Annotated in this window: 23 protein-coding genes, 1 tRNA gene and 1 riboswitch; of the genes, 10 read left to right on the top strand and 14 right to left on the bottom strand. The window is 71.3% G+C overall.

From position 1 onward, the window contains the following. Together FM076_RS11980 and FM076_RS11985 are read left to right on the top strand one after the other, a co-directional pair. On the top strand, positions 1-2376 hold a 2376-nt coding region (locus FM076_RS11980), incomplete at its 5' end, for a transglycosylase domain-containing protein (protein ID WP_173870151.1). A 163-nt stretch (positions 2377-2539) separates the two neighbouring features. Then, a riboswitch (guanidine-III (ykkC-III) riboswitch) is annotated at positions 2540-2602 on the top strand. Between the two features lie 29 nt (positions 2603-2631). Then, positions 2632-2952: a DMT family transporter gene (locus tag FM076_RS11985; RefSeq protein WP_173870153.1), complete on the top strand. Its 321-nt coding sequence runs from the start codon at positions 2632-2634 to the stop codon at positions 2950-2952. A 108-nt stretch (positions 2953-3060) separates the two neighbouring features. Here the strand turns inward: FM076_RS11985 and FM076_RS11990 are convergent, their stop codons facing one another. Together FM076_RS11990 and FM076_RS11995 are read right to left on the bottom strand one after the other, a co-directional pair. Continuing rightward, positions 3061-3363 carry a GroES family chaperonin gene (locus tag FM076_RS11990; protein ID WP_173874687.1) on the bottom strand — a complete coding sequence of 101 codons (303 nt, stop codon included), beginning with the start codon at positions 3361-3363 and terminating at the stop codon, positions 3061-3063. A 73-nt stretch (positions 3364-3436) separates the two neighbouring features. Next, the gene (locus tag FM076_RS11995) at positions 3437-3787 is read right to left on the bottom strand and encodes a DUF3618 domain-containing protein (protein ID WP_173870155.1); all 351 of its coding nucleotides are present in this window, start codon (positions 3785-3787) and stop codon (positions 3437-3439) included. 148 nt (positions 3788-3935) lie between these two features. On the opposite strand from FM076_RS11995, the gene bcp reads away from it, so the two are divergent. The 3 genes from bcp (at position 3936) to FM076_RS12010 (ending at position 6206) form a co-directional block, all read left to right on the top strand. Beyond that, positions 3936-4412, top strand: a complete 477-nt coding sequence (bcp, locus tag FM076_RS12000; protein WP_173870157.1) for a thioredoxin-dependent thiol peroxidase — start codon at positions 3936-3938, stop codon at positions 4410-4412. Between the two features lie 59 nt (positions 4413-4471). Further along, positions 4472-5977, top strand: a complete 1506-nt coding sequence (locus FM076_RS12005) for an MFS transporter (protein ID WP_173870159.1) — start codon at positions 4472-4474, stop codon at positions 5975-5977. A 147-nt stretch (positions 5978-6124) separates the two neighbouring features. Then, positions 6125-6206 (top strand) — tRNA-Leu (locus FM076_RS12010). A 112-nt stretch (positions 6207-6318) separates the two neighbouring features. Here the strand turns inward: FM076_RS12010 and rdgB are convergent. The 4 genes from rdgB to FM076_RS12030 form a co-directional block, all read right to left on the bottom strand. After that, a complete protein-coding gene (gene rdgB, locus FM076_RS12015) occupies positions 6319-6933 on the bottom strand; it encodes an RdgB/HAM1 family non-canonical purine NTP pyrophosphatase (protein ID WP_173870161.1) in 615 nt (204 codons plus the stop codon). 32 nt (positions 6934-6965) lie between these two features. Beyond that, the gene (locus FM076_RS12020) at positions 6966-7346 is read right to left on the bottom strand and encodes a hypothetical protein (RefSeq protein WP_173870163.1); all 381 of its coding nucleotides are present in this window, start codon (positions 7344-7346) and stop codon (positions 6966-6968) included. A gap of 110 nt (positions 7347-7456) precedes the next feature. Continuing rightward, on the bottom strand, positions 7457-8182 hold the full coding sequence (gene rph / locus FM076_RS12025; RefSeq protein ID WP_173870165.1) for a ribonuclease PH: 726 nt from the start codon (positions 8180-8182) through the stop codon (positions 7457-7459). Between the two features lie 67 nt (positions 8183-8249). Beyond that, positions 8250-8483, bottom strand: a complete 234-nt coding sequence (locus tag FM076_RS12030; RefSeq protein WP_173874688.1) for a glucose PTS transporter subunit EIIB — start codon at positions 8481-8483, stop codon at positions 8250-8252. A gap of 244 nt (positions 8484-8727) precedes the next feature. Between FM076_RS12030 and FM076_RS12035 the strand changes: the two genes are divergently transcribed. Both FM076_RS12035 and FM076_RS12040 read left to right on the top strand, forming a co-directional pair. Beyond that, a complete protein-coding gene (locus FM076_RS12035) occupies positions 8728-10035 on the top strand; it encodes a PTS transporter subunit EIIC (RefSeq protein WP_173870167.1) in 1308 nt (435 codons plus the stop codon). A 176-nt stretch (positions 10036-10211) separates the two neighbouring features. Beyond that, positions 10212-11453, top strand: coding sequence for a PTS transporter subunit EIIC (locus FM076_RS12040; protein ID WP_173870169.1), 1242 nt, complete (start codon positions 10212-10214; stop codon positions 11451-11453). Between the two features lie 30 nt (positions 11454-11483). Here FM076_RS12040 and FM076_RS12045 read toward each other — a convergent pair whose 3' ends face one another. After that, a complete protein-coding gene (locus FM076_RS12045; RefSeq protein WP_173870172.1) occupies positions 11484-12245 on the bottom strand; it encodes an MBL fold metallo-hydrolase in 762 nt (253 codons plus the stop codon). Positions 12246-12737: 492 nt separating this feature from the next. Between FM076_RS12045 and FM076_RS12050 the strand changes: the two genes are divergently transcribed. Then, entirely contained in the window at positions 12738-12878 is a 141-nt protein-coding gene (locus FM076_RS12050; protein WP_173870174.1) for a hypothetical protein, read from the top strand. 109 nt (positions 12879-12987) lie between these two features. On the opposite strand, the gene FM076_RS12055 is transcribed toward FM076_RS12050, so the two are convergent. The 7 genes from FM076_RS12055 to clpS form a co-directional block, all read right to left on the bottom strand. Next, positions 12988-13938 carry a PLP-dependent cysteine synthase family protein gene (locus FM076_RS12055; protein WP_173870176.1) on the bottom strand — a complete coding sequence of 317 codons (951 nt, stop codon included), beginning with the start codon at positions 13936-13938 and terminating at the stop codon, positions 12988-12990. Beyond that, the gene (locus tag FM076_RS12060; protein WP_173870177.1) at positions 13938-14234 is read right to left on the bottom strand and encodes a MoaD/ThiS family protein; all 297 of its coding nucleotides are present in this window, start codon (positions 14232-14234) and stop codon (positions 13938-13940) included. Before FM076_RS12060 ends, FM076_RS12055 begins: the two co-directional genes overlap by 1 nt. Before the next feature lie 172 nt (positions 14235-14406). Next, complete coding sequence (locus FM076_RS34940) at positions 14407-14517, bottom strand: putative leader peptide (protein ID WP_345944965.1); 111 nt, start codon at positions 14515-14517, stop codon at positions 14407-14409. Between the two features lie 101 nt (positions 14518-14618). Then, positions 14619-15044 carry a Mov34/MPN/PAD-1 family protein gene (locus FM076_RS12065; protein WP_173870179.1) on the bottom strand — a complete coding sequence of 142 codons (426 nt, stop codon included), beginning with the start codon at positions 15042-15044 and terminating at the stop codon, positions 14619-14621. Between the two features lie 98 nt (positions 15045-15142). Further along, the gene (locus FM076_RS12070; RefSeq protein WP_173870181.1) at positions 15143-16645 is read right to left on the bottom strand and encodes an amino acid permease; all 1503 of its coding nucleotides are present in this window, start codon (positions 16643-16645) and stop codon (positions 15143-15145) included. Between the two features lie 301 nt (positions 16646-16946). Further along, positions 16947-17618: a DUF2017 domain-containing protein gene (locus tag FM076_RS12075; protein ID WP_173870183.1), complete on the bottom strand. Its 672-nt coding sequence runs from the start codon at positions 17616-17618 to the stop codon at positions 16947-16949. Continuing rightward, a complete protein-coding gene (clpS, locus tag FM076_RS12080; RefSeq protein WP_173870185.1) occupies positions 17618-17923 on the bottom strand; it encodes an ATP-dependent Clp protease adapter ClpS in 306 nt (101 codons plus the stop codon). Before clpS ends, FM076_RS12075 begins: the two co-directional genes overlap by 1 nt. Positions 17924-18117: 194 nt before the next feature. Between clpS and FM076_RS12085 the strand changes: the two genes are divergently transcribed. Together FM076_RS12085 and FM076_RS12090 are read left to right on the top strand one after the other, a co-directional pair. Further along, complete coding sequence (locus FM076_RS12085) at positions 18118-19437, top strand: nicotinate phosphoribosyltransferase (RefSeq protein WP_173874689.1); 1320 nt, start codon at positions 18118-18120, stop codon at positions 19435-19437. Between the two features lie 255 nt (positions 19438-19692). After that, complete coding sequence (locus FM076_RS12090) at positions 19693-20286, top strand: isochorismatase family protein (protein WP_173870187.1); 594 nt, start codon at positions 19693-19695, stop codon at positions 20284-20286. Positions 20287-20697 lie beyond the last annotated feature (411 nt).

Consider the following 20697-nt stretch of genomic DNA (forward strand, 5'->3'; position numbering starts at 1 on the left):
GGCAAGGTGTCCGGTGGCCCGGGGGCCGAGCGGACGCCGCCGGCGGGGGGCGGCAAGAAGGAGCAGAAAGCCGAGAGGGAGGCGGCCAAGGCGGCCAGGAAAGCGGAGAAGAAGGCGAAGCGGCGCCGCACCGGCTGGCGCCGTCTGCTGCCCACGTGGCGGATGGTGCTGGGCGGCATCCTGTTGATCGTGCTGCTCGTCTCCGGCGCTCTGGTCGCCGGCTATCTGCTGGTGAGCATCCCGGCCCCGAACAAGGCGGCCGCCGCGCAGACCAACATCTATCTGTACGCGGACGGCAGCCAGATCGCCCGCGACGGGGACATAAACCGCGAGAAGGTGCCGCTCGCCCAGGTTCCCAAGAAGGTGCAGCACGCGGTGCTGGCCGCCGAGGACCGCGACTTCTACAACGAGTCGGCGGTCGACCCGCAGGCGATGCTCCGGGCCGGCTGGAACATGCTCACCGGCGGGGAGCGCCAGTCCGGTTCGACGATCACCCAGCAGTACGTGAAGAACTACTACCTGAGCCAGGACCAGACGGTCACGCGCAAGGCGAAGGAGTTCTTCATCGCGCTGAAGCTGGACAACGAGGTCAGCAAGAACGAGATCCTGGCCGGCTATCTGAACACCAGCTACTTCGGCCGCAACGCCTACGGCATCCAGTCGGCGGCGCACGCCTACTTCGGCAAGGACGTGGGGGAGCTCAGCACGGCGGAGGGCGCGTACCTGGCCGCCCTGGTCAACTCCCCCAACGCCTACGACACCCGCGCCCACCCGGAGAACAAGAAGCGGGCGGTGGCGCGCTGGAACTACGTGCTGGACGGCATGGTCAAGGAGGGGTGGCTGAAGAAGAGCGACCGGGCCGGGCTCGAGTTCCCCGAGCCCGAGGAGCCCAAGCCGCCGCGGAACATGTCCGGTGAGCGCGGATACCTGGTGGAGGCGGTCAAGAACTACCTCACCAGCAACCACATCATCGACGAGCAGCGGCTGCGGGCCGGCGGCTTCCGCATCACCACCACCTTCCAGCCCAGGAAGCAGAAGGCCATGCGGGACGCCGTCAACGGCAAGCTGATGTCGCAGCTGGACAAGAAGAACCGGAAGGTGGACAAGTACGTCCGGGCCGGCGGCGCCTCGGTGGACCCGAAGACCGGCAAGGTCGTGGCCATGTACGGCGGCATCGGCTTCACCGAGCAGTACACCAACGCGGCCACCTCGCGCGAGTACCAGGTCGGTTCCACCTTCAAGCCGTTCGTCTTCACCTCGGCCGTCGAGCACAAGGCCACCACGCAGGACGGCCGGCCGATCAAGCTGGGCACGGTCTACGACGGCAGGAACCGCCGCGAGGTCGTCAACAACGGCCGGGGCACCGGCTACGCGCCGGCCAACGAGGACCAGCGCTCCTACGGCCAGATCCCCGTCACCACGGCGATGGACAAGTCGGTCAACAGCGTCTTCGCCCAGATGGGCATCGATGTCGGTCCCAAGCGGGTCAAGAAGACCGCCATCGCCCTGGGCCTCCCCAAGGACACGCCCAACCTGACCGAGGACGGCTCCAGCGCGCTCGGTGTCGCCACGGCGTCGCCGCTGGACATGGCCGAGGCGTACGCCACGCTCGCCAACCACGGCAAGCACGGGCACTACAGCATGGTCAACAAGATCACGCGCAGCGGCGAGGTCGTGAACCTTCCCGACCACGACCCGGAGCAGGCCGTGCCCCGTGCCGCCGCCGACACCACCACGGCGGCGCTGCGCAGCGTCGTCGCGGGCGGCACCGGTATGGCCGCGCAGTCGGCCGGGCGCCCGGCGGCGGGCAAGACCGGCACCGCCGAGGAGGACAAGGCCGCCTGGTTCGCGGGCTACACGCCGGACCTGTCCACCGTCATCGGCGTGATGGGCAAGGACCCCAAGGACGGCGCCCAGAAGCCGCTGTACGGGGCCGGCGGCCAGGCCCGCGTCAACGGCGGCGGCTTCCCGGCGCAGATCTGGGGGGCGTACACGAAGAAGGCGCTGGAGGGCCGTCCGGTCAAGAACTTCGACCTGGACACGACCGGGAGCGGCAAGGTGCCCGGCACCCGGCCGCCCTCCTCCGACCAGCCGACGTCGCAGCCGCCGGCCTCGGAGCAGCCCAGCGACGAGCCGAGCCGGTCCGAGCAGCCGAGCCAGGAGCCGCCGACCTCGCAGAAGCCGCCGACCGAGCCGCCGCCGTCGCAGTCGCCGGGCGACCCGGCGATCGGCGGTGTCGACGGAGGTGACCCGGGCGGCGGTCCGGGCGACAGCGGGGACGGCGGCACGCCCGGCGGCGCCCCCGGCGGGGGCGTGGCGGACGGCGACCCCGGTAACGGCTGGGGCGGCGGCGCGCCCGGGGTACGCCGCTGGTGACCCCACCGGGGTGGTCCCGGTGGGGCCCCGGTGGGGCCCTGGTGGGACCCGGTGGGGCCTGGTTGGGTCCTGGCGGTGACCTGGTAATGGCCTCGTGGTGACCTGAGCCACCACCCGCGCGGCCACCGTTTGCTACGGTCCAGGGACCGGCCTCCCACCACGCCGTCACGGCGCGGGGCCGGTCCCGACGAGACGCGCCGTACCGGGACCGCAAAGACGACGCACCCCCGCAGTCGTGTTCACGGAGGTGCCGTCATGGCCTGGATCATGCTTGTCGTCGCCGGTCTCGTCGAGGTCACCTGGGCGATCGGTCTCAAGTTCACCGAGGGCTTCACCCGGCTGTGGCCCAGCGTCTTCACCGTGGCCGGGTTCGCCACCAGCATGGTGCTGCTGTCCCTCGCGGCGAAGAGCCTGCCCATCGGGACCGCTTACGGCGTGTGGGTCGGCATCGGTGCCGCGGGCGCCGCGGTGGTGGGCATGCTCGCGCTGGGGGAGCCGGCGACCGCGGGGCGGATCTTCTTCATCGCGCTGTTGTTGGTGTCGGTCGTCGGTCTGAAAATGACCTCCGGTCACTGACCCCTGCGGGGGCCGCACCGGCTGGGGGTGGCTGTTCGTCGCCGGCTGCGGGTGCAGTGTGGCTGAGCGCGCAGTTCCCCGCGCCCCTTGCGGGGCGCGGGGCGCGGGTCACAGGTAAAGGCCCGTCGAGTCGTCGGTGTCCTGGAGGCGTTCGGCGGCGACGGCGTGGAGGTCGCGCTCGCGCATCAGGACGTACGCGACCCCCCTCACCTCGACCTCGGCCCGGTCCTCCGGGTCGTACAGCACGCGGTCCCCGGGCTCGACCGTCCGGACGTTCTGGCCGACGGCGACGACCTCGGCCCAGTCCAGCTTGCGTCCCACGGCCGCCGTCGCGGGGATCACGATGCCGCCGGAGGAGCGGCGCTCGCCCTCGCCGGTGTCGGCCCGCACGAGCACGCGGTCGTGCAGCATGCGGATCGGCAACTTCTCATCGTGTGCGGATGCAGGGGTCTTTGGGCTCACCGGAAGACCGTATCTCAGGCGCTCACCGGCGTCGGCGGCGAGTCCGCCCACGGGAGGACCCGCGGCGGGAGGAGAGGGCGAAGGCGCCGCCGGCCAGGGCGAGGACCAGCACGGCGACGGGCACGACCCGCTCCAGCCGGGGCGCCCCGTCCTCGGTGACGAACTGCGCGCGCACGTCGGTGACCGCGCGGTTGGCCACGACGTAGGCGCGCCCCGCCGTGCGGTCGACCGCCGCGGCGGCCTTCGCCCTGGCGTCGCCGATGATCGTCTTCGGGTGAACGCGTACGGCGATCTCGTCGAGCGCCGCGGCGAGATCCTGCCGCCTGCGGACGATGTCCGCCTCGATGTCCGCGGGGGTCCTGGCTTCCGGCACCGAGCTGCCTCCGTCGCTGTCAGTCCTGCGTCCTACCGTGTTGGCAGACATCCTGTCAGCTCGCCGGTCCCGATGCCCCATGGCACCCCCGATCAGCCGCCCCTGGCTGCTCCCGGGCGGGGCCGGCGCACACGAGTGAGGAGCCTTGATGAGCCAGCGCCTCGAGCCCGGCGACACCGCCCCCGACTTCACGCTGCCCGACGCCGACGGCAAGGACGTCTCCCTGGCCGGGTACCGGGGCCGCAAGGTGATCGTCTACTTCTACCCGGCGGCCATGACCCCGGGCTGCACCAAGCAGGCGTGCGATTTCACGGACAACCTCGAGCTGCTGGCCGGCCAGGGGTACGACGTGATCGGCGTCTCCCCGGACAAGCCGGAGAAGCTGGCGAAGTTCCGGGAGAAGGAGTCACTGAAGGTCACGCTCGTCGGCGACCCGGGCAAGGAGACGATGCAGGCCTACGGCGCCTTCGGCGAGAAGAAGCTGTACGGCAAGACGGTCACCGGGGTGATCCGCTCCACGGTGGTCGTGGACGAGGAGGGCAAGGTCGAGCGCGCCCTCTACAACGTGAAGGCCACCGGGCACGTCGCCAAGCTGATCAAGGATCTCGGGCTGGCCGCGGGGTGAGCGCGCGAGGAGCCGAGGGGGTGTGAGTGCCGAGGTGGGGCAGGTGGTACCCATGAGGGATGAAGCACGAGGAACAGCCCCAGGACCCGGCTGCCCTCAAGCGGCACCGGCACCTCTTCCGCGCCGTGCGGCGCAGACGCGACCCGAAGGTCCGCCGTAGCGACATCACCGTGACGGACGAGGCCACGGTCAAGCGTGCCACCAAGGCCGCCGCTGTCGGTAACGCCATGGAATGGTTCGACTTCGGGATCTACGCGTATCTCGCGGTCACCATCGGCAAGGTCTTCTTCCCCGGCGGCAGCACCCAGCTGCTGGCGTCGTTCACCGCTTTCGCCGCCTCCTTCCTGGTGCGGCCGCTGGGCGGTCTGTTCTTCGGGCCGCTCGGCGATCGCATCGGACGCAAGAAGGTCCTCGGGCTGACGATGGTGCTGATGGCGGCCGGCACATTCTTCATCGGTCTGATCCCCTCCTACGAGTCGATCGGGATCGCCTCGCCGGTGCTGCTGCTGGTGTGCCGCCTGGTGCAGGGCTTCTCCACGGGCGGTGAGTACGGCGGTGCGGCGACCTTCATCGCCGAGTACGCGCCGGACAAGCGGCGCGGTTTCTTCGGCAGCTTCCTGGAGCTGGGCACGCTCACCGGCTACACCGGGGCGGCCTCGCTGGTGCTGGTGCTCAACACGGTGCTGGGCGACGACGCGATGCTCCAGTGGGGCTGGCGCATCCCGTTCCTGGTCGGCGGGCCGATCGGCGTCGTGGGTCTGTATCTGCGGCTGAAGCTGGATGAGACCCCGGCCTTCCAGAAGCAGGCCGCGCGGCAGTCGCACGCCCCCGACGCCGGCGCCTCGGAGGGGAACGAGCCCAGGCTGTCGGAGAACGTGCCGCAGAAGGAACTCAAGACGATCTTCGCCGAGCAGTGGCGGACGCTGCTGCTGTGCGTCGGCCTGGTGGCCGCCTACAACGTCACCGACTACATGCTGCTGTCGTACATGCCCGCCTATCTGACCGACGCCCTCGGGTACGAGAACTCGATGGAGCTGGTCGCGGCGATCATCGCCATGGTGGCCATGGCGGCGGTCATCCAGCGGGTCGGGCACCTCAACGACCGCTTCGGGCGCAAGCCGGTGCTGATGGCGGGCATGGTGGGCTTCCTGGTGCTGACGATCCCCGCCTTCGCCCTCTTCCAGCAGGGCAGCTTCGTCGCGGTGCTGATCGGGCTGCTGGCGCTGGGGGCCTGCCTGGTGTGCCTGCTGGGCACGATGTCGGCGACGCTGCCGGCGCTCTTCCCCACGGATGTGCGCTACGGGTCGCTGTCCATCGGCTACAACGTGGCCACCGCGGTCTTCGGCGGTACGGCGCCGGGCGTGATGACGTACCTGGTCGACTCCACGGGCGACAACCTCGCCCCGGCCTACTACGCCTCCGGCGCGGCCCTCCTCGGGATCGTCGCCGTGGCCTGCATGAAGGAGACGGCCCGCAAGCCGCTGGAGGGCTCGCCGCCGGCGGTCAGCACCCATGAGGAGGCCCGCGCGCTGGCGCGGGCTGAGACCAACGAGCCCACCTTCTGAGCGCTCTCCGGTTCCGAGCGCTCTTTGACGGCCGCCTCCCGGCCGGCGGCCGTCCGGGCAGCCGAGGGTCCGCACCGCCCGCGGTGCGGCCCTGTCCCACGCCCCGGCCCGGCCGGCCGCGGAGGGCGCGCAGTACGATACGTCCGCGCGCGAGTGCCGGAATGGGTAGACGGGACGGCTTTAGGTGCCGGTGTCTTCGGACGTGGGGGTTCGAGTCCCCCCTCGCGCACCGCGTACGGGGACGGCCCCGGGCGGCATCACCGCCCGCAGCCTGTGAGGGGCGTCCCCTCGTGACGGACTCGGCCATCCGCCGGTGAGCGGTGGAGCGTCGGACGGTCGGCTCAGCCCAGCCCCAGCGCCTCCCGGACGACGGGGACGAGGGCGCGGAACGCCTTGCCGCGGTGGCTGATCGCGTTCTTCTCCTCCGGGGACAGCTCCGCGCACGTCCTGGACTCCCCGTCGGGCTGGAGGATCGGGTCGTAGCCGAAGCCGCCGCTGCCGGAGGGGGCGTGCCGCAGGGTGCCGCGCAGTTGTCCGTTGACGACCCGTTCGGTGCCGTCGGGCAGGGCGAGGGCAGCGGCGCACTCGAAGTGGGCGGCCCGGTGCGGGGTGTCGATGTCGGAGAGCTGGGCGAGCAGCAGGTCCAGGTTGGCGCGGTCGTCACCGTGCCGGCCGGCCCAGCGTGCGGAGAAGATGCCGGGCGCCCCGCCGAGCACGTCCACGCACAGGCCCGAGTCGTCGGCGATGGCCGGCAGCGAGGTGGCCTGCGCCAGGGCGTGCGCCTTGAGGAGGGCGTTCTCCGCGAACGTCACCCCCGTCTCCTTGACGTCCGGGATCTGGGGGTAGGCGTCGGCGCCGACCAGGTCCGTCTCGAGGCCCGCGTCGGCGAGGATCGCCTTCAGCTCGGTGACCTTGTGGGCGTTGCGGGTGGCCAGGATCAGGCGCTTGGTGCTCATGGGTACCAAGTATCGCGCGGGGGCCCGTGCGCTCAGCCCGGGGTGCAGACCTGGGTCAGCTCGTCGGCGGCGTCGGTGACCGGCTTCGTCTGGGGGGTGCGGCCCGCCTCGACGTCCGCGCGGACGCTGTCCACGGCCTCGCGCAGCCTGGAGACGGCCTTGCCGACGTCGCCCTCGTCCGTCTCGTCGTCGATCTTGGAGAGGTTCTTGTCTATGGCGTCCAGCGACTTGTCGGCCTGGGTGGGGTCCTCGCCTGCGTCGGACACCGCCTGCTGGAGGTCGTCCACGGAGCGGGCGATGGTGGACGCGGTGTTGGCGCAGTCCAGCGCGCGGTCCACGGCCGAGCAGCCGGCGATGACGGGCACGGCCAGGGCGAGGGCCGCCGCAGCGGCCACGACGTTCTTCCGGAGCACCTTCTTGTCCCCTCCCCGAGACTGGTCGGGCCGCACGGTTCGACACGTGCGGCCCGCATCCAGTCAGACGCGTAAAGGGGCGGCAAAGTTCCCGCCCGGCGGAAGGAGTCTCAGCGCCCCAGCGCGGTGCGCTGCGCGCCGTCGAGCTGGGCGCAGCCGGCGACGGCCAGGTCGAGCAGGCCGTCCAGTTCGCTGCGGCTGAAGGGCGCGCCCTCGGCCGTGCCCTGCACCTCGACGAAGCGGCCGTCGCCCGTGCACACGACGTTCATGTCGGTCTCGGCGCGCACGTCCTCCTCGTAGCGCAGGTCGAGCATGGGGACGCCGTCGATGATGCCGACGCTGACCGCGGAGACGGTGCCGGTCAGCGGCTGGGCCCTGGGCTTGATCAGCTTGCGGTCCTGCGCCCACGCCACCGCGTCGGCGAGCGCCACATACGCGCCGGTGATCGCCGCGGTGCGGGTGCCGCCGTCGGCCTGGAGGACGTCGCAGTCGAGCACGATGGTGTTCTCGCCCAGCGCCTTGGTGTCCACCACGGCGCGCAGGGAGCGCCCGATGAGGCGGGAGATCTCGTGGGTGCGGCCACCGATCTTGCCGCGGACGGACTCGCGGTCGCCACGGGTGTTGGTGGAGCGCGGCAGCATGGCGTACTCGGCGGTGACCCAGCCCTCGCCGCTGCCCTTGCGCCAGCGGGGCACGCCCTCGGTCAGGCTGGCGGTGCACAGCACCCTGGTGTCGCCGAAGGCGATGAGGACGGAGCCCTCCGCGTGCTTGCTCCAGCCGCGTTCGATGGTGACGGGACGCAGCTCTTCGGCCGTACGGCCGTCGATACGTGACATGCAGGCGAGCGTATCCCCGGCGCGGGGCCGAGACGTCGGGCGGGACGGTCACCGGCCGGGGAAGGGCTCACATCAGGTCGTTGATCTCCTCGGCGACGGGGTCGGCGTCGGTGCCGATGACGACCTGGATCGCCGAGCCCATCCTGACGACGCCGTGCGCGCCCGCGGCCTTGAGGGCGGCCTCGTCGACGAGGGAGGGGTCGCCCACCTCGGTGCGCAGCCGGGTGATGCAGCCCTCGACCTCCTCGATGTTGTCGAGCCCGCCGAGTCCGGCGATGATCTTCTCAGCCTTGGTGGCCATGTCGTACTCCTGTGGTGCTGCCTGGTGGGCGCGGGGCGGCGTGCTGGTCACGGTAGTCCACGATCAGCCCACCTTCGCGGGCATCTGTCCGCTTCCTGGCGAATGATGGCGATTGTCGGCACCGCGCACCGCCCCTCGTCGTACCGCTGGGCGATGCCGGAACCCCGCCAACATTAGTGGTCTACACCAGTATGCGTCAGCCACCGGTCCGGCGGACGGGGGGCGGCCAGTCAGGAGGAGGCTCGTGAGCGCCGACGCCGCAGCCGGGCCGCGGAGGAAGAGGTGGACGACCGCCTTCTTCCAGGGCCTGCAGAAGATGGGCCGGAGCCTCCAGCTGCCCATCGCGGTACTGCCGGCCGCGGGCATCCTCAACCGGCTCGGCCAGCCGGACATCTTCGGCGACGAGGGGCTGGGCTGGACGGACGTCGCCAAGGTCTTCCTCGGCGCCGGCAGCGCCCTGCTGGACTCGGCGCTCGGGCTGCCGCTGCTGTTCTGCGTGGGTGTGGCCATCGGCATGGCGAAGAAGGCCGACGGCTCCACCGCGCTGGCGGCCGTCGCCGGCTTCCTCGTCTACTACAACATCCTCCAGCAGTTCCCCACCTGCCCGGCCGGCTCCACGTTCGACAGCGCGATGGGCGCCTGCCTGGGCAAGGGCGGCAAGGCCCTCGGCGCCGCGACCTACCAGAACCCGGGCGTCTTCGGCGGCATCGTCGTCGGCCTGCTGACGGCCTGGTTCTGGCAGCGCTTCCACCGCGTCAGACTGGTGGACTGGCTCGGCTTCTTCAACGGCCGCCGCCTGGTGCCGATCATCATGGCGTTCGTCGCGCTGGTCTTCGCGGTGCTGTGCCAGTGGGTGTGGCCGCCGATCGGGGACGGGCTCACCTCCTTCTCGGAGTGGATGACGGACCTGGGCGCCTGGGGCGCGGGCATCTTCGGCGTGGCCAACCGGGCGCTGATCCCCATCGGGATGCACCAGTTCCTCAACACCTTCATGTGGTTCCAGTTCGGCAGCTTCACGAAGCCGGACGGCGAGATCGTGCACGGCGACATCAACCGGTTCCTGGCGGGCGACCCGACGGCCGGCCAGTTCACGTCGGGCTTCTTCCCGATCATGATGTTCGCGCTGCCCGCCGCCGCGCTGGCCATCACGCACGCGGCCCGCCCCGAGCGGCGCAAGGTGGTCGGCGGGCTGATGCTCTCCACGGCGCTGACGTCGTTCGTCACCGGTGTGACCGAGCCGATCGAGTTCTCGTTCCTGTTCGTCGCCCCGGCGCTGTACGTCCTCCACGTCCTGCTGACCGGTGTCTCGATGGCGCTGACCTGGGCGCTGGGGGTGCACGACGGCTTCAGCTTCTCGGCCGGGCTGATCGACTACGTCATCAACTGGTCGCTGGCGAGAAGACCCTGGCTGATCATCCCGATCGGGCTGGGTTTCGCCGCCGTCTACTACGCGCTCTTCCGCTTCCTGATCTCCCGGTTCGACCTGAAGACCCCGGGCCGGGAGCCCGAGGAGGTCGCGGAGGAGATCGAGCAGGACAACACCCGGGCCTGAGCCCGGGCGCGCCCGGGGCCGGCACTGTGGCCCAGATCAAGCGGAGTTGCCCATTCCGCACACCTGTACGCCCGTGCTACTAATGGTCTACACCACTGCTGTGGACTGGACCACCAAGCGGGCCCCTCGCCTCCTCCCTCGTGCGGCGCCCGCTTCACCAGGAGGAAGAGACCCCCATGAGCACGGACACCGCTGCGCCCGCGAAGAAGCGGGGCTCCGGCCTGTTCCAAGGACTGCAGAAGGTCGGCCGCAGCCTGCAGCTGCCCATCGCCGTCCTGCCCGCCGCAGGCATCCTCAACCGGCTCGGCCAGCCCGACGTCTTCGGCGACAAGGGCCTGGGGTGGCACGACGTGGCCGCCGCGTTCGCCGGCGCGGGCGGTGCCATCTTCGACAACCTCCCGCTGCTGTTCTGCATCGGCGTCGCCATCGGTTTCGCCAAGAAGTCCGACGGCTCCACCGCGCTGGCCGCGCTCGTGGGCTTCCTCGTCTACAAGAACGTGCTCGAGGCCTTCCCCGTCCACGAGGCGGTGATCAAGGCGGGCGAGGACACCCCCGCCGTCTACAACGACCCGGGCGTGCTCGGCGGCGTGCTGATGGGACTGCTCTCCGCACTCGTCTGGCAGCGCTTCCACAAGACGAAGCTGGTGGACTGGCTCGGGTTCTTCAACGGCCGCCGCCTGGTGCCCATCCTCATGGCCTTCCTCGGGCTGCTGGTCGGCGTCCTCTTCACCCTGGTGTGGGGCCCGGTCGGCGACGCGATCACCGCGTTCGGCGAGTGGATGACGGGCCTGGGCGCCACCGGCGCGGGCATCTTCGGACTGATCAACCGCGCGCTGATACCCGTCGGCATGCACCAGTTCCTCAACACCGTCGCCTGGTTCCAGATCGGCGATTTCAAGAACGCCTCGGGGGACGTCGTCCACGGCGACATCGCGCGGTTCTTCGCGGGCGACCCGTCCGCCGGGCAGTTCATGTCCGGCTTCTTCCCGATCATGATGTTCGGTCTGCCGGCCGCCGCCCTGGCCATCGCGCACTGCGCCAGGCCGCACCGCCGCAAGGCCGTGACGGGCATGATGGTCTCGCTGGCGCTGACCTCGTTCGTGACGGGCATCACCGAACCGATCGAGTTCACCTTCATGTTCGTCGCACCCGTGCTGTATGTCGTGCACGCGATCCTGACGGCCGTCTCCATGGCGGTGACCTGGATGCTCGGGGTGCACCACGGCTTCAGCTTCTCCGCCGGCTTCATCGACTACGCCATCAACTGGAGCCTCGCCGAGAAGCCGTGGCTGATCGTCCCGCTCGGACTGTGCTTCGCGGCGGTCTACTACACGCTGTTCCGCTTCCTCATCGTGAAGCTGGACATCAAGACCCCGGGCCGGGAACCCGAGGAGGAGGTCGAGGACCTCACCCGCTGACCGGACCGCGGCCGGTGGCGGGCGGCGGGCTCACAGCTCGTAGACCGCCCCCGGCCGGGCCATCTCCACCGGTCCGTCGAAGGCGCCCTTGGCGTCGCGCAGGTTGATCTGCGGGTCCGTCCACGGCGGCACGTGGGTGAGCACCAGCCGGGAGACACCGGCCCGCGCGGCGACCTCCCCGGCCTCCCTCCCGTTGAGGTGGAGACCGGGGATCTGCTCCTTCCCGTCGGTGAAGGACGCCTCGCACAGGAAGAGGTCGGCGCCGCGCGCGGCCCGCTCCAGATTCGGGCAGGCGCCGGTGTCGCCGGAGTAGGTGAGGACCTTGCCGCTCTCCTTGTGCTCGACGCGGAACGCGTACGCCTCGACCGGGTGGTCGACCAGTTCGGTGCGCACCCGGAACGGTCCCGCCTCGAAGCCGCCCTCGGCGCGCAGCCGGTGGAAGGCGAACACCTCGCTCATCGACGAGTCGGAGGGGGTGTCCGCGTAGGCGGTGGTGAGGCGCTGCTCGGTGCCGGACGGCCCGTACACCGGGATCGGGGCGCAACGGCCGCCGTCGTGGCGGTAGTAGCGGGCCACGAAGTACCCGCACATGTCGATGCAGTGGTCGGCGTGCAGATGGCTGAGCGCGATGGCGTCGAGGTCGTAGAGCCCGCAGTGGCGCTGCAGCTCACCGAGCGCGCCGTTGCCCATGTCCAGCAGGAGCCGGAAGCCGTCGGCCTCGACCAGGTAGCTCGAACAGGCCGATTCCGTGGACGGAAACGAGCCGGAACAGCCGACGACGGTGAGCTTCATGAAGAGGGAACCTCCGTTGACGGCGGCCTGCGGGAGAAGTCCCCGTGTCGTGGGCGCTGTGCCGAACGGGGCTTCCGAGCGTAAGCCGCACGGGTCCCGGTGGGTCCTCGCCGAGGCGTGGGTGTGGGCGGAATCACCAGCGCGGGGTAGCGTCGTTCCCCGGCCGCTCACGGCATAAACCCCAAGGATCGCGGCAACGGCACGGAGGCGGAAGGCGATGGACACCTCGTGGTGGCCGGCGCTCGGCGGCGTCGCGCTGCTCGCCCTCGTAGCGGCGCTGGTGGACGGCATCGCCCGGACCCGCCCGGCCCGCCGGCGACGGAAGGCCACCCGCCGGGACCCCGCGGCGCGGGACGCGGCCGTCCTCCCCCGGCCGGGCGAGATCTGGCACGCCGGACCGCGGGACGGTGCCGAGCGGCTCGTCCTCGTCCTGGCCGCGCGGACCGACGGCGTCCGGCTCGCGCGGCTGACGCGGGAGCCGTCCCCCTGTGCGTGCTCCCGGACGGGGCGCCCGGGGGCCCCGCCTACCTGGAGCCGGAGTCGGTGGCCGAGGCCGGCCTCGCCCGGCTGACCTCCCGGCACGGCGAGGTGGCCCCGGAGGTCTGGGAGCGGGTCCGCCACCTGGCCGGGTGAACCGCCGGCCGCGGCGGCGGAGGCCGGGCTCGCGGCGCGAACGATCAGCCGGCCGCCGGGCCCGCAACCGCCGGGTCCGCAGCCGTCGGGCCCACGGGTGGCCCTGCCGTCAGGCCCACAGCTGGCCCTGCACGGTGGCGACCGCCTCGTCGTCGGTGGCGGCCGTGTAGAGGCCGGTCGACAGGTACTTCCAGCCGCCGTCGGCGACGACGAAGACGATGTCGGCGCTCTCGCCCGCGCGCTGCGCCTTGCGGCCCACGCCGATCGCGGCGTGCAGCGCGGCGCCGGTGGAGACGCCCGCGAAGATCCCTTCCTGGGCCAGGAGTTCCCGGGTGCGGGTGACCGCGTCCTCGGAGCCGACGGAGAAGCGGGTGGTGAGCACCGACTCGTCGTACAGCTCGGGCACGAAGCCCTCGTCCAGGTTGCGCAGCCCGTACACCAGGTCGTCGTAGCGCGGCTCGGCGGCGACGATCCGGATGCCCGGCCGGTGCTCGCGCAGATAGCGGCCCGCGCCCATCAGCGTGCCCGTGGTGCCCAGGCCCGCGACGAAGTGGGTGACCGACGGCAGGTCGGCGAGGATCTCGGGGCCCGTGGTGGCGTAGTGGGCGCCCGCGTTGTCCGGGTTGCCGTACTGGTAGAGCATCACCCAGTCCGGGTGCTCGGCCGCCAGCTCCTTGGCCACCCGCACCGCGGTGTTGGAACCGCCCGCAGCGGGGGACGAGATGATCTCGGCGCCCCACATCGCCAGCAGCCGGCGGCGCTCCTCGCTGGTGTTCTCCGGCATGACGCAGACGATGCGGTAGCCCTTGAGCCTGGCCGCCATGGCCAGCGAGATGCCGGTGTTGCCGGAGGTCGGCTCCAGGATGGTGCAGCCCGGCCGCAACCGCCCGTCCTTCTCGGCCTGTTCGACCATGTGGAGGGCAGGGCGGTCCTTGATGGAACCGGTCGGGTTGCGGTCCTCCAGCTTCGCCCAGATCCGCACGTCCTCGGAGGGCGAGAGCCTCGGCAGCCGTACCAGCGGGGTGTTGCCGACGGCGTCGAGCGGGGAGTCGTAGCGCATCAGCGCATCCGGCCGGCGTGCAGGGCTCCCCCCGCTACCGCGGGCAGGATCGTCACGCTGTCGCCGTCGCCGACCTTGGTGGAGATGCCGTCCAGGAAGCGGACGTCCTCGTCGTTGAGGTAGACGTTCACGAAGCGGCGCAGCTCGCCGCCGTCCACCAGCCTCTCCTGGATCCCGGCGTGCCTGCTCTCCAGGTCGGCGAACAGCTCACCGATGGTGGCGCCCGTGCCCTCGACCGCCTTCTGGCCGTCGGTGTAGGTGCGGAGGATGGTCGGAATGCGGACCTCGATGGCCATGAGAGTGCTCCCGTCGGAGAGGAAGGGTGGGGCTGGGCTGTGCCGCGGGCAGGCGGGCACGCGGAGGCCCCGCGGCGCGGGGCGGGTGCGGGGCTGGGGGCACCTCCCAGCGTTGGCTGGGGGGGCGGGCTTCCCCGGCCGCCGGCCGGAGGCGCCCGGCGGCGGCGCCGCGTCAGGCCGGCCGACAGATCGCGCTGGCGAGACGGCACAGGTCGACGTGCAGGCGCGCCACGAGCAGCATGCCCGGGGTCTTGCCGAAAGCGCTCACGTCGTGGACAACCATGGGCTCATCGTAACGATTCCCGGGCCCGGAATCGGATGCGCGTTTCATGATGCGGACCGATCCGTCTCACGGAACCCGGGTGAGGGTGCGGCGAGCAGCTCTCAGTAGCTCTCGACGATCTCCACCTCCTCCTCGGTCACCTCGCCGTCCACGATCCGGAACGAGCGGAAGGAGACGGGGCCCTCGTCGTTGCCGCACTCGGCGGTGGAGACGAGGACGTAGTGGGCACCGGGCTCGTTGGCGTAGGAGATGTCCGTTCGGGAGGGGTACGCCTCGGTGGCGGTGTGCGAGTGGTAGATCACCACGGGTTCCTCGTCGCGGTCGTCCATCTCGCGGTAGAGCTTGAGCAGATCCGTCGAGTCGAACTCGTAGAACGTGGGCGAGCGGGCCGCGTTCAGCATCGGGACGAACCGCTCGGGGCGGCCCTGGCCGGCCGGCCCCGCGATCACGCCGCACGCCTCGTCGGGGTGGTCGGCCCGGGCGTGGGCGACGATCCGGTCGTGCAGCTCCTGGGTGATGGTCAGCATGGGGGCAAGGATAAGCACGCGTCCCGCGACGGCCCCTGGTGAGGGCTGCCGCGGGACGCGTGCGAGGTCGTGCGGGGTGGCGCCGTGGCCCGGCCGGGTCAGCTCCCGCTCGGCTCCACCGGGGCCACCGGGGTCCGCCGGTCGAAGACGTCCGGGGTACGCGACTTGATCACGAAGTAGGCGACGGTCAGCACGACCGCCCAGATCGGAGCCACGTACAGCGAGATGCGGGCGTCCTTGTCCACGCCCATCAGCACGATGACCATGAAGATGAACGCCAGGGCGACGATGCCGGTGTACGGCGCGCCCGGCATCCGGAACGTGGAGCGGGGCAGCTCGCCCCGGTCCGCCTTGGCGCGGTAGCGGAGCTGGGAGAAGAGGATCATGATCCAGGCCCACATGCCGGAGATGGTCGCGAAGGAGACGACATAGTCGAACGCCTTCGAGGGCCACTCGTAGTTGATCCACACACCGACCATCATCAGCGCCGCCGAGACCGTGGTGCCGGTGAACGGCAGGCCGGTCTTGGACAGCCTGGTGAAGAACTTCGGCCCCTGCCCGTTGAGCGCCAGGTCGCGCAGCATCCGGCCGGTGGAGTACATGCCGGAGTTGCAGGAGGAGAGCGCCGCGGTCAGCACCACGAAGTTGACGATGGCCGCGCCCGCCGGCAGTCCGATCTTCTGGAAGGCGGCGACGAACGGGCTGGTGCCCGGCTCGAACGCGGTCCAGGAGACGACGGACAGGATGACGATCAGCGAGCCGACGTAGAAGAGCGCGATACGCCACGGCACCGTCTTGATCGCCCGCGGCAGGGCCTTGGCCGGGTTGCTGGCCTCGCCCGCCGTGACGCCGACCAGTTCGACGGCCAGGAAGGAGAACATCACGATCTGGAGGGTCATCAGCGTGCCGCCGAGGCCCTTCGGGAAGATCCCGTCGTGCTGGTAGAGGTTGGAGAACGACGCGGTGTCACCGGCCTGCGAGAAGCCGAGCGTGATCACACCGAGGCCGATCAGGATCATGCCGATGATCGCGGTGACCTTGATCATCGAGAACCAGAACTCCAGCTCGCCGAAGAGCTTCACGGAGATCAGGTTGATGAAGTACAGGGCGACGGTGAACACCAGCGCGGAGATCCACGGCTCGATGTCCCACCAGTAGGTCACGTACTGCGCCGCCGCGGTCACCTCGGTGATGCCGGTGACGACCCAGAAGAGCCAGTACGTCCAGCCCGTCACGAAGCCCCAGTACGGGCCGAGCAGCTCGCGCGCGTACTCGGAGAACGAACCCGAGACGGGGCGGTACATCAGCAGCTCGCCCAGGGCCCGCATGATCAGGTAGATGACGGCGCCCGCGACGAGGTACGCCAGGATGATGCTGGGGCCGGCCTTGTAGATGGACTTGCCCGCGCCGAGGAAGAGCCCCGTCCCGATGGCACCGCCGATGGCGATCATCTGGATCTGACGGCCACCGAGTCCCCGCTGATAGCCCTCGGACGAGGTCTCGCCCTGGACTGCGCCGTAGGCACCCGCCTCGCCGTTCTCTCCCCTTGCGCCGGGAACGCGGTCCGGAGCCGGACCGTGGTCTTCGACCTCGGAGGTCATGTGGTGCGCCTTTCTCCATACCGGTCCGGCCTGCCCGGACCGGGTTCCGAACCCCCCGGATGGAGTTGTGCGTGCCGGCGATCGGCCGGCGGTGCGCCGCTGTCCGGGCAGGGGTGGTGCCCGTAAGACAGAGGATCGTGCAGGTGTACCACGGAGGGCTGTCCACGACGAGTGGCACGGACCACAGATAGAAGGGGCAGAGACGGACATCACACCACGAAAAGGCGCCTGTCGTGATCCGTTCGTTAAACGGTCTTTACTTTCCTTTTAGCGAACGGAAAAGGGGACGAACCCGGAGGGATCAAGGGGTCAGCGTCTCGATGAGGGTCTCCTGGAGACCGCCCAGCCACAGGTACGCCATCACCAGCGGCTTGCGCTCGTCCGAGTCCGGCAGCGCGTACAGCTCGTCGTCGTCCTCGGACACCTCCAGCCGGGTGCCCAGCGCCAGCCGCAGGTCGTTGAGGGCGCCCAGCCAGTGCTGGGACTCCTGAGGACCGAGCGTGAGCACCGCGCCCCGCTCCCCGGGGGTCAGCGAGTCCAGCGCCCGCACCACGGCCAGCCCGTCCTCGCGCTTCCTGGCCCGCAGATCGTTCTCGGTGTAGCGGCGGAACTCCGCGGACGCCGCACGCTCCTCCTTGGCCCGCGCCTCCTCGGCCGCGCCGCCCTCACCGCCCCCACCGCGCTCGCCGGGCCCGGGGCCGTAGGCGTCCGGGAAGAGCCGCGCCAGCACCGGATCGGCGGGCGGCTCGCTGGGCCCCTCGGCGTACGGCGGCCAGGAGACGGCCTCGATACCGGCCAGCTCCTCCTCCACGCTGCCCCCGCCCTCGGGGCGCTGCGGCCGGTCGGCGGGCCCGTCGCCCGGACCGATCAGCTCCAGCAGCTGCGCCATCAGGCTGCGGAGGATCGAGACCTCCACCTCGTCCAGAGCGATCGCCGCGCCGCCGCCCTCGGCCGGCTCGAAGTACCCCGCCATCAGCGGTCCTGGGTGAGCGTGGCCCACAGTCCGTAGCTGTGCATGGCCTGCACGTCGCGCTCCATCTCCTCGCGGGTCCCGCTGGAGACGATGGCCCGCCCCTTGTGGTGGACGTCGAGCATCAACTTCTTCGCCTTCTCCTTCGAATAGCCGAAGTACGCCTGGAAAACGTAGGTCACATAGCTCATCAGGTTGACCGGGTCGTTGTGCACGACGGTCACCCAGGGCACGTCCGGCTCGGGAACCTCCACGGGTTCCTCGGTGGTTTCCGGGCGCTCGATCTCCGTCGGGGTGGCGACACTCACACTCCCATGCTGCCACCCGGCACCCCCACCCGCCCAAACAGAGGTTCCGCCTGGTATATCGTCAAGCTGACGAGATCCAGGGTACGCTCGCGGAGACGGACCCGAACACACGAGGTGAGGCAGCAGTGCTGGAATCCCCCGGGGGACAGCCCCCGCACGACTCCCGGCAGGCCCGGCAGGAACACGCCCGGCGCATGGAGACGGGGCTGCCGGTGTCCGTGCCCTCGACCGCGCTCTTCACCGACCAGTACGAGCTCACCATGCTCCAGGCGGCACTGCGCGCCGGGACGGCCGAGCGGCGCTCCGTCTTCGAGGTCTTCACCCGGCGGCTGCCCGAGGGCCGGCGCTACGGCGTCGTGGCCGGCACTGGCCGGGTGCTCGACGCCGTGGAGAACTTCCGCTTCGACGACCAACTGCTCGACTTCCTGCGCGAGACCCGTGTGGTGGACGAGCCGACGCTGAAGTGGCTGGCCGGCTACCGCTTCCGGGGCGACCTCCTCGGCTACCCCGAGGGCGAGGTCTACTTCCCCGGCTCCCCGCTGCTGCGGGTCGAGGGCACCTTCGCCGAGTGCGTCCTGCTGGAGACGGTGATCCTCTCCATCCTCAACCACGACTCCGCCGTGGCCGCCGCGGCCTCCCGGATGGCGGTGGCCGCCGGCGGGCGCCCGCTGATCGAGATGGGCGCCCGGCGCACCCACGAGCTGGGCGCCGTCGCCGCCTCCCGCGCCGCGTACGTGGGCGGCTTCGACACCACCTCCGACCTGGCCGCCGGGTTCCGCTACGGCATCCCCACCGTCGGCACCAGCGCCCACGCCTTCACCCTGCTGCACGACACCGAGCGCGACGCCTTCCGCGCCCAGGTGGACTCCCTCGGCAGCGGGACGACCCTGCTGGTGGACACCTACGACGTCGCCGAGGCCGTCCGCACCGCCGTCGAGGTGGCCGGCCCGGAACTGGGCGCCGTCCGCATCGACTCCGGCGACCTGCTGCTGGTCGCGCACCGGGTGCGCCAGCAACTGGACGAGCTGGGCGCCACCGGGACGAAGATCGTGGTCACCAGCGACCTGGACGAGTACGCCATCGCCTCGCTGGCCGCCGCCCCCGTGGACGCGTACGGCGTCGGCACCCAGCTGGTGACCGGCAGCGGCCACCCCACCGCCTCCATGGTCTACAAGCTGGTCGCCCGCGCCGACTCCGACGCCCCCGACGCCCCGCTGCGGCCCGTGGCCAAGCGCTCCCTGGGCGGCAAGACCTCCATCGGCGGCGCGAAGTGGGCCGCCCGGCCGCTGGACGCCGAGGGCGTCGCCGAGGCCGAGGTGGTGGGCAGCGGGCCGGTGCCCGGGGAACTGGCCGGCCACCTCCTCCAGGTCAAGCTCGTCGACCAGGGCACCGTCGTCGGCCGGGAACCCCTCGAAGCGGCCCGCGAACGGCACCGGGCCGCCCTCTCCCGGCTCCCCATGTCCGCCATGCAGCTCTCCCGCGGGGAACCCGTGCTGCCGGTGGAACACCGCTGAGGACCGCGGGGACGAACGACCCGCACGGGGCCGGGGCGGCTCCCCACCGGGCCTCCGCCGTGCCCCGCCCGGGCGGTGCGGCCACGGGGTGCCCACGCACTGCCGCCCGGCCCCGTCAGTGTCTAGTCTCGGAACTGACGGGCAGCGGCATCGCGAAGCCCCACCGAACGCCCGGGAGTGCCCAGTGACCACCCTCGACCGCCACCCTCGGCCCGTTACCCCTCCACCTCACCCACCAGCCGAAAGGTGTGCACCATGCACCGGGCACTGATCGTCGTTGACGTGCAGAACGACTTCTGCGAAGGCGGCAGCCTCGCCGTCACGGGCGGCGCCGACGTCGCGGCCGCCATCACCGACCTGGTCGGGGACGCCTCCGCCGGCTACCGCCACGTGGTCGCCACCCGGGACACGCACATCGACCCGGGCGACCACTTCTCCGACACCCCCGACTTCGTCCGCTCCTGGCCGCCCCACTGCGTCGCCGGCACCGAAGGCGTGGGCTTCCACCCCAACTTCAGCCCCGCCGTCGCCTCCGGCTCCATCGAAGCCGTCTTCGACAAGGGCGCGCACACCGCCGCCTACAGCGGCTTCGAAGGGGTCGACGAGAACGGCGTCCACCTGGCCGACTGGCTCCGCGAGCGGAACGTCACCGAGGTGGACGTCGTCGGCATCGCCACCGACCACTGCGTACGCGAGACGGCGCTGGACGCCGCCCGCGAGGGCTTCCGCACCCATGTGCTGCTCGATCTGACGGCCGGCGTCGCCGAAGAGACCGTCCAGCGCGCCCTGGACGAACTGCGCGACGCCGGGGTCGAACTCACCGGCAAACCGGTGGTCGCCCCCGCGTGACCCCCACCCGGCCCCGCTCCCGGGGACCGAGTCGGCTTCCTGGGGCCGGGTCCGCTTCTCAGGGGGCCGGGTCCGCTTCTCAGGGGGTGGGTCGGCTTCCTGGGGCGGCGCCCTGAAGCAGAGGCGCCCCACCCGGCACCCCGGGCCGGAGCACGTGGGAGCGTGCCCTTGTCGACAACCCGGCCACCGGCGACGGCTCGCCGCACGCCGGGGCCCGGCCGCACGCCCGGGACGGCTCGCCGGGGCCGGGTCGCCTTCGGGCGGTACCGGGCCGTCCCCGGAAGCTCCCGGGTCTGAGGCCCCGGGAGTCCCCCGGAGGGGGAGCCGCCTCGGTGGCCTCGGTGCCCTGCCGCCAGCGCCCGGTGTCCTCGCGGGGCCCCGGCGTGGGGCTTGCCGCCGTGCACGGCGACG

It is taken from the genome of Streptomyces albus subsp. chlorinus (genome assembly GCF_013302895.1).
GTDB lineage: Bacteria > Actinomycetota > Actinomycetes > Streptomycetales > Streptomycetaceae > Streptomyces > Streptomyces chlorinus.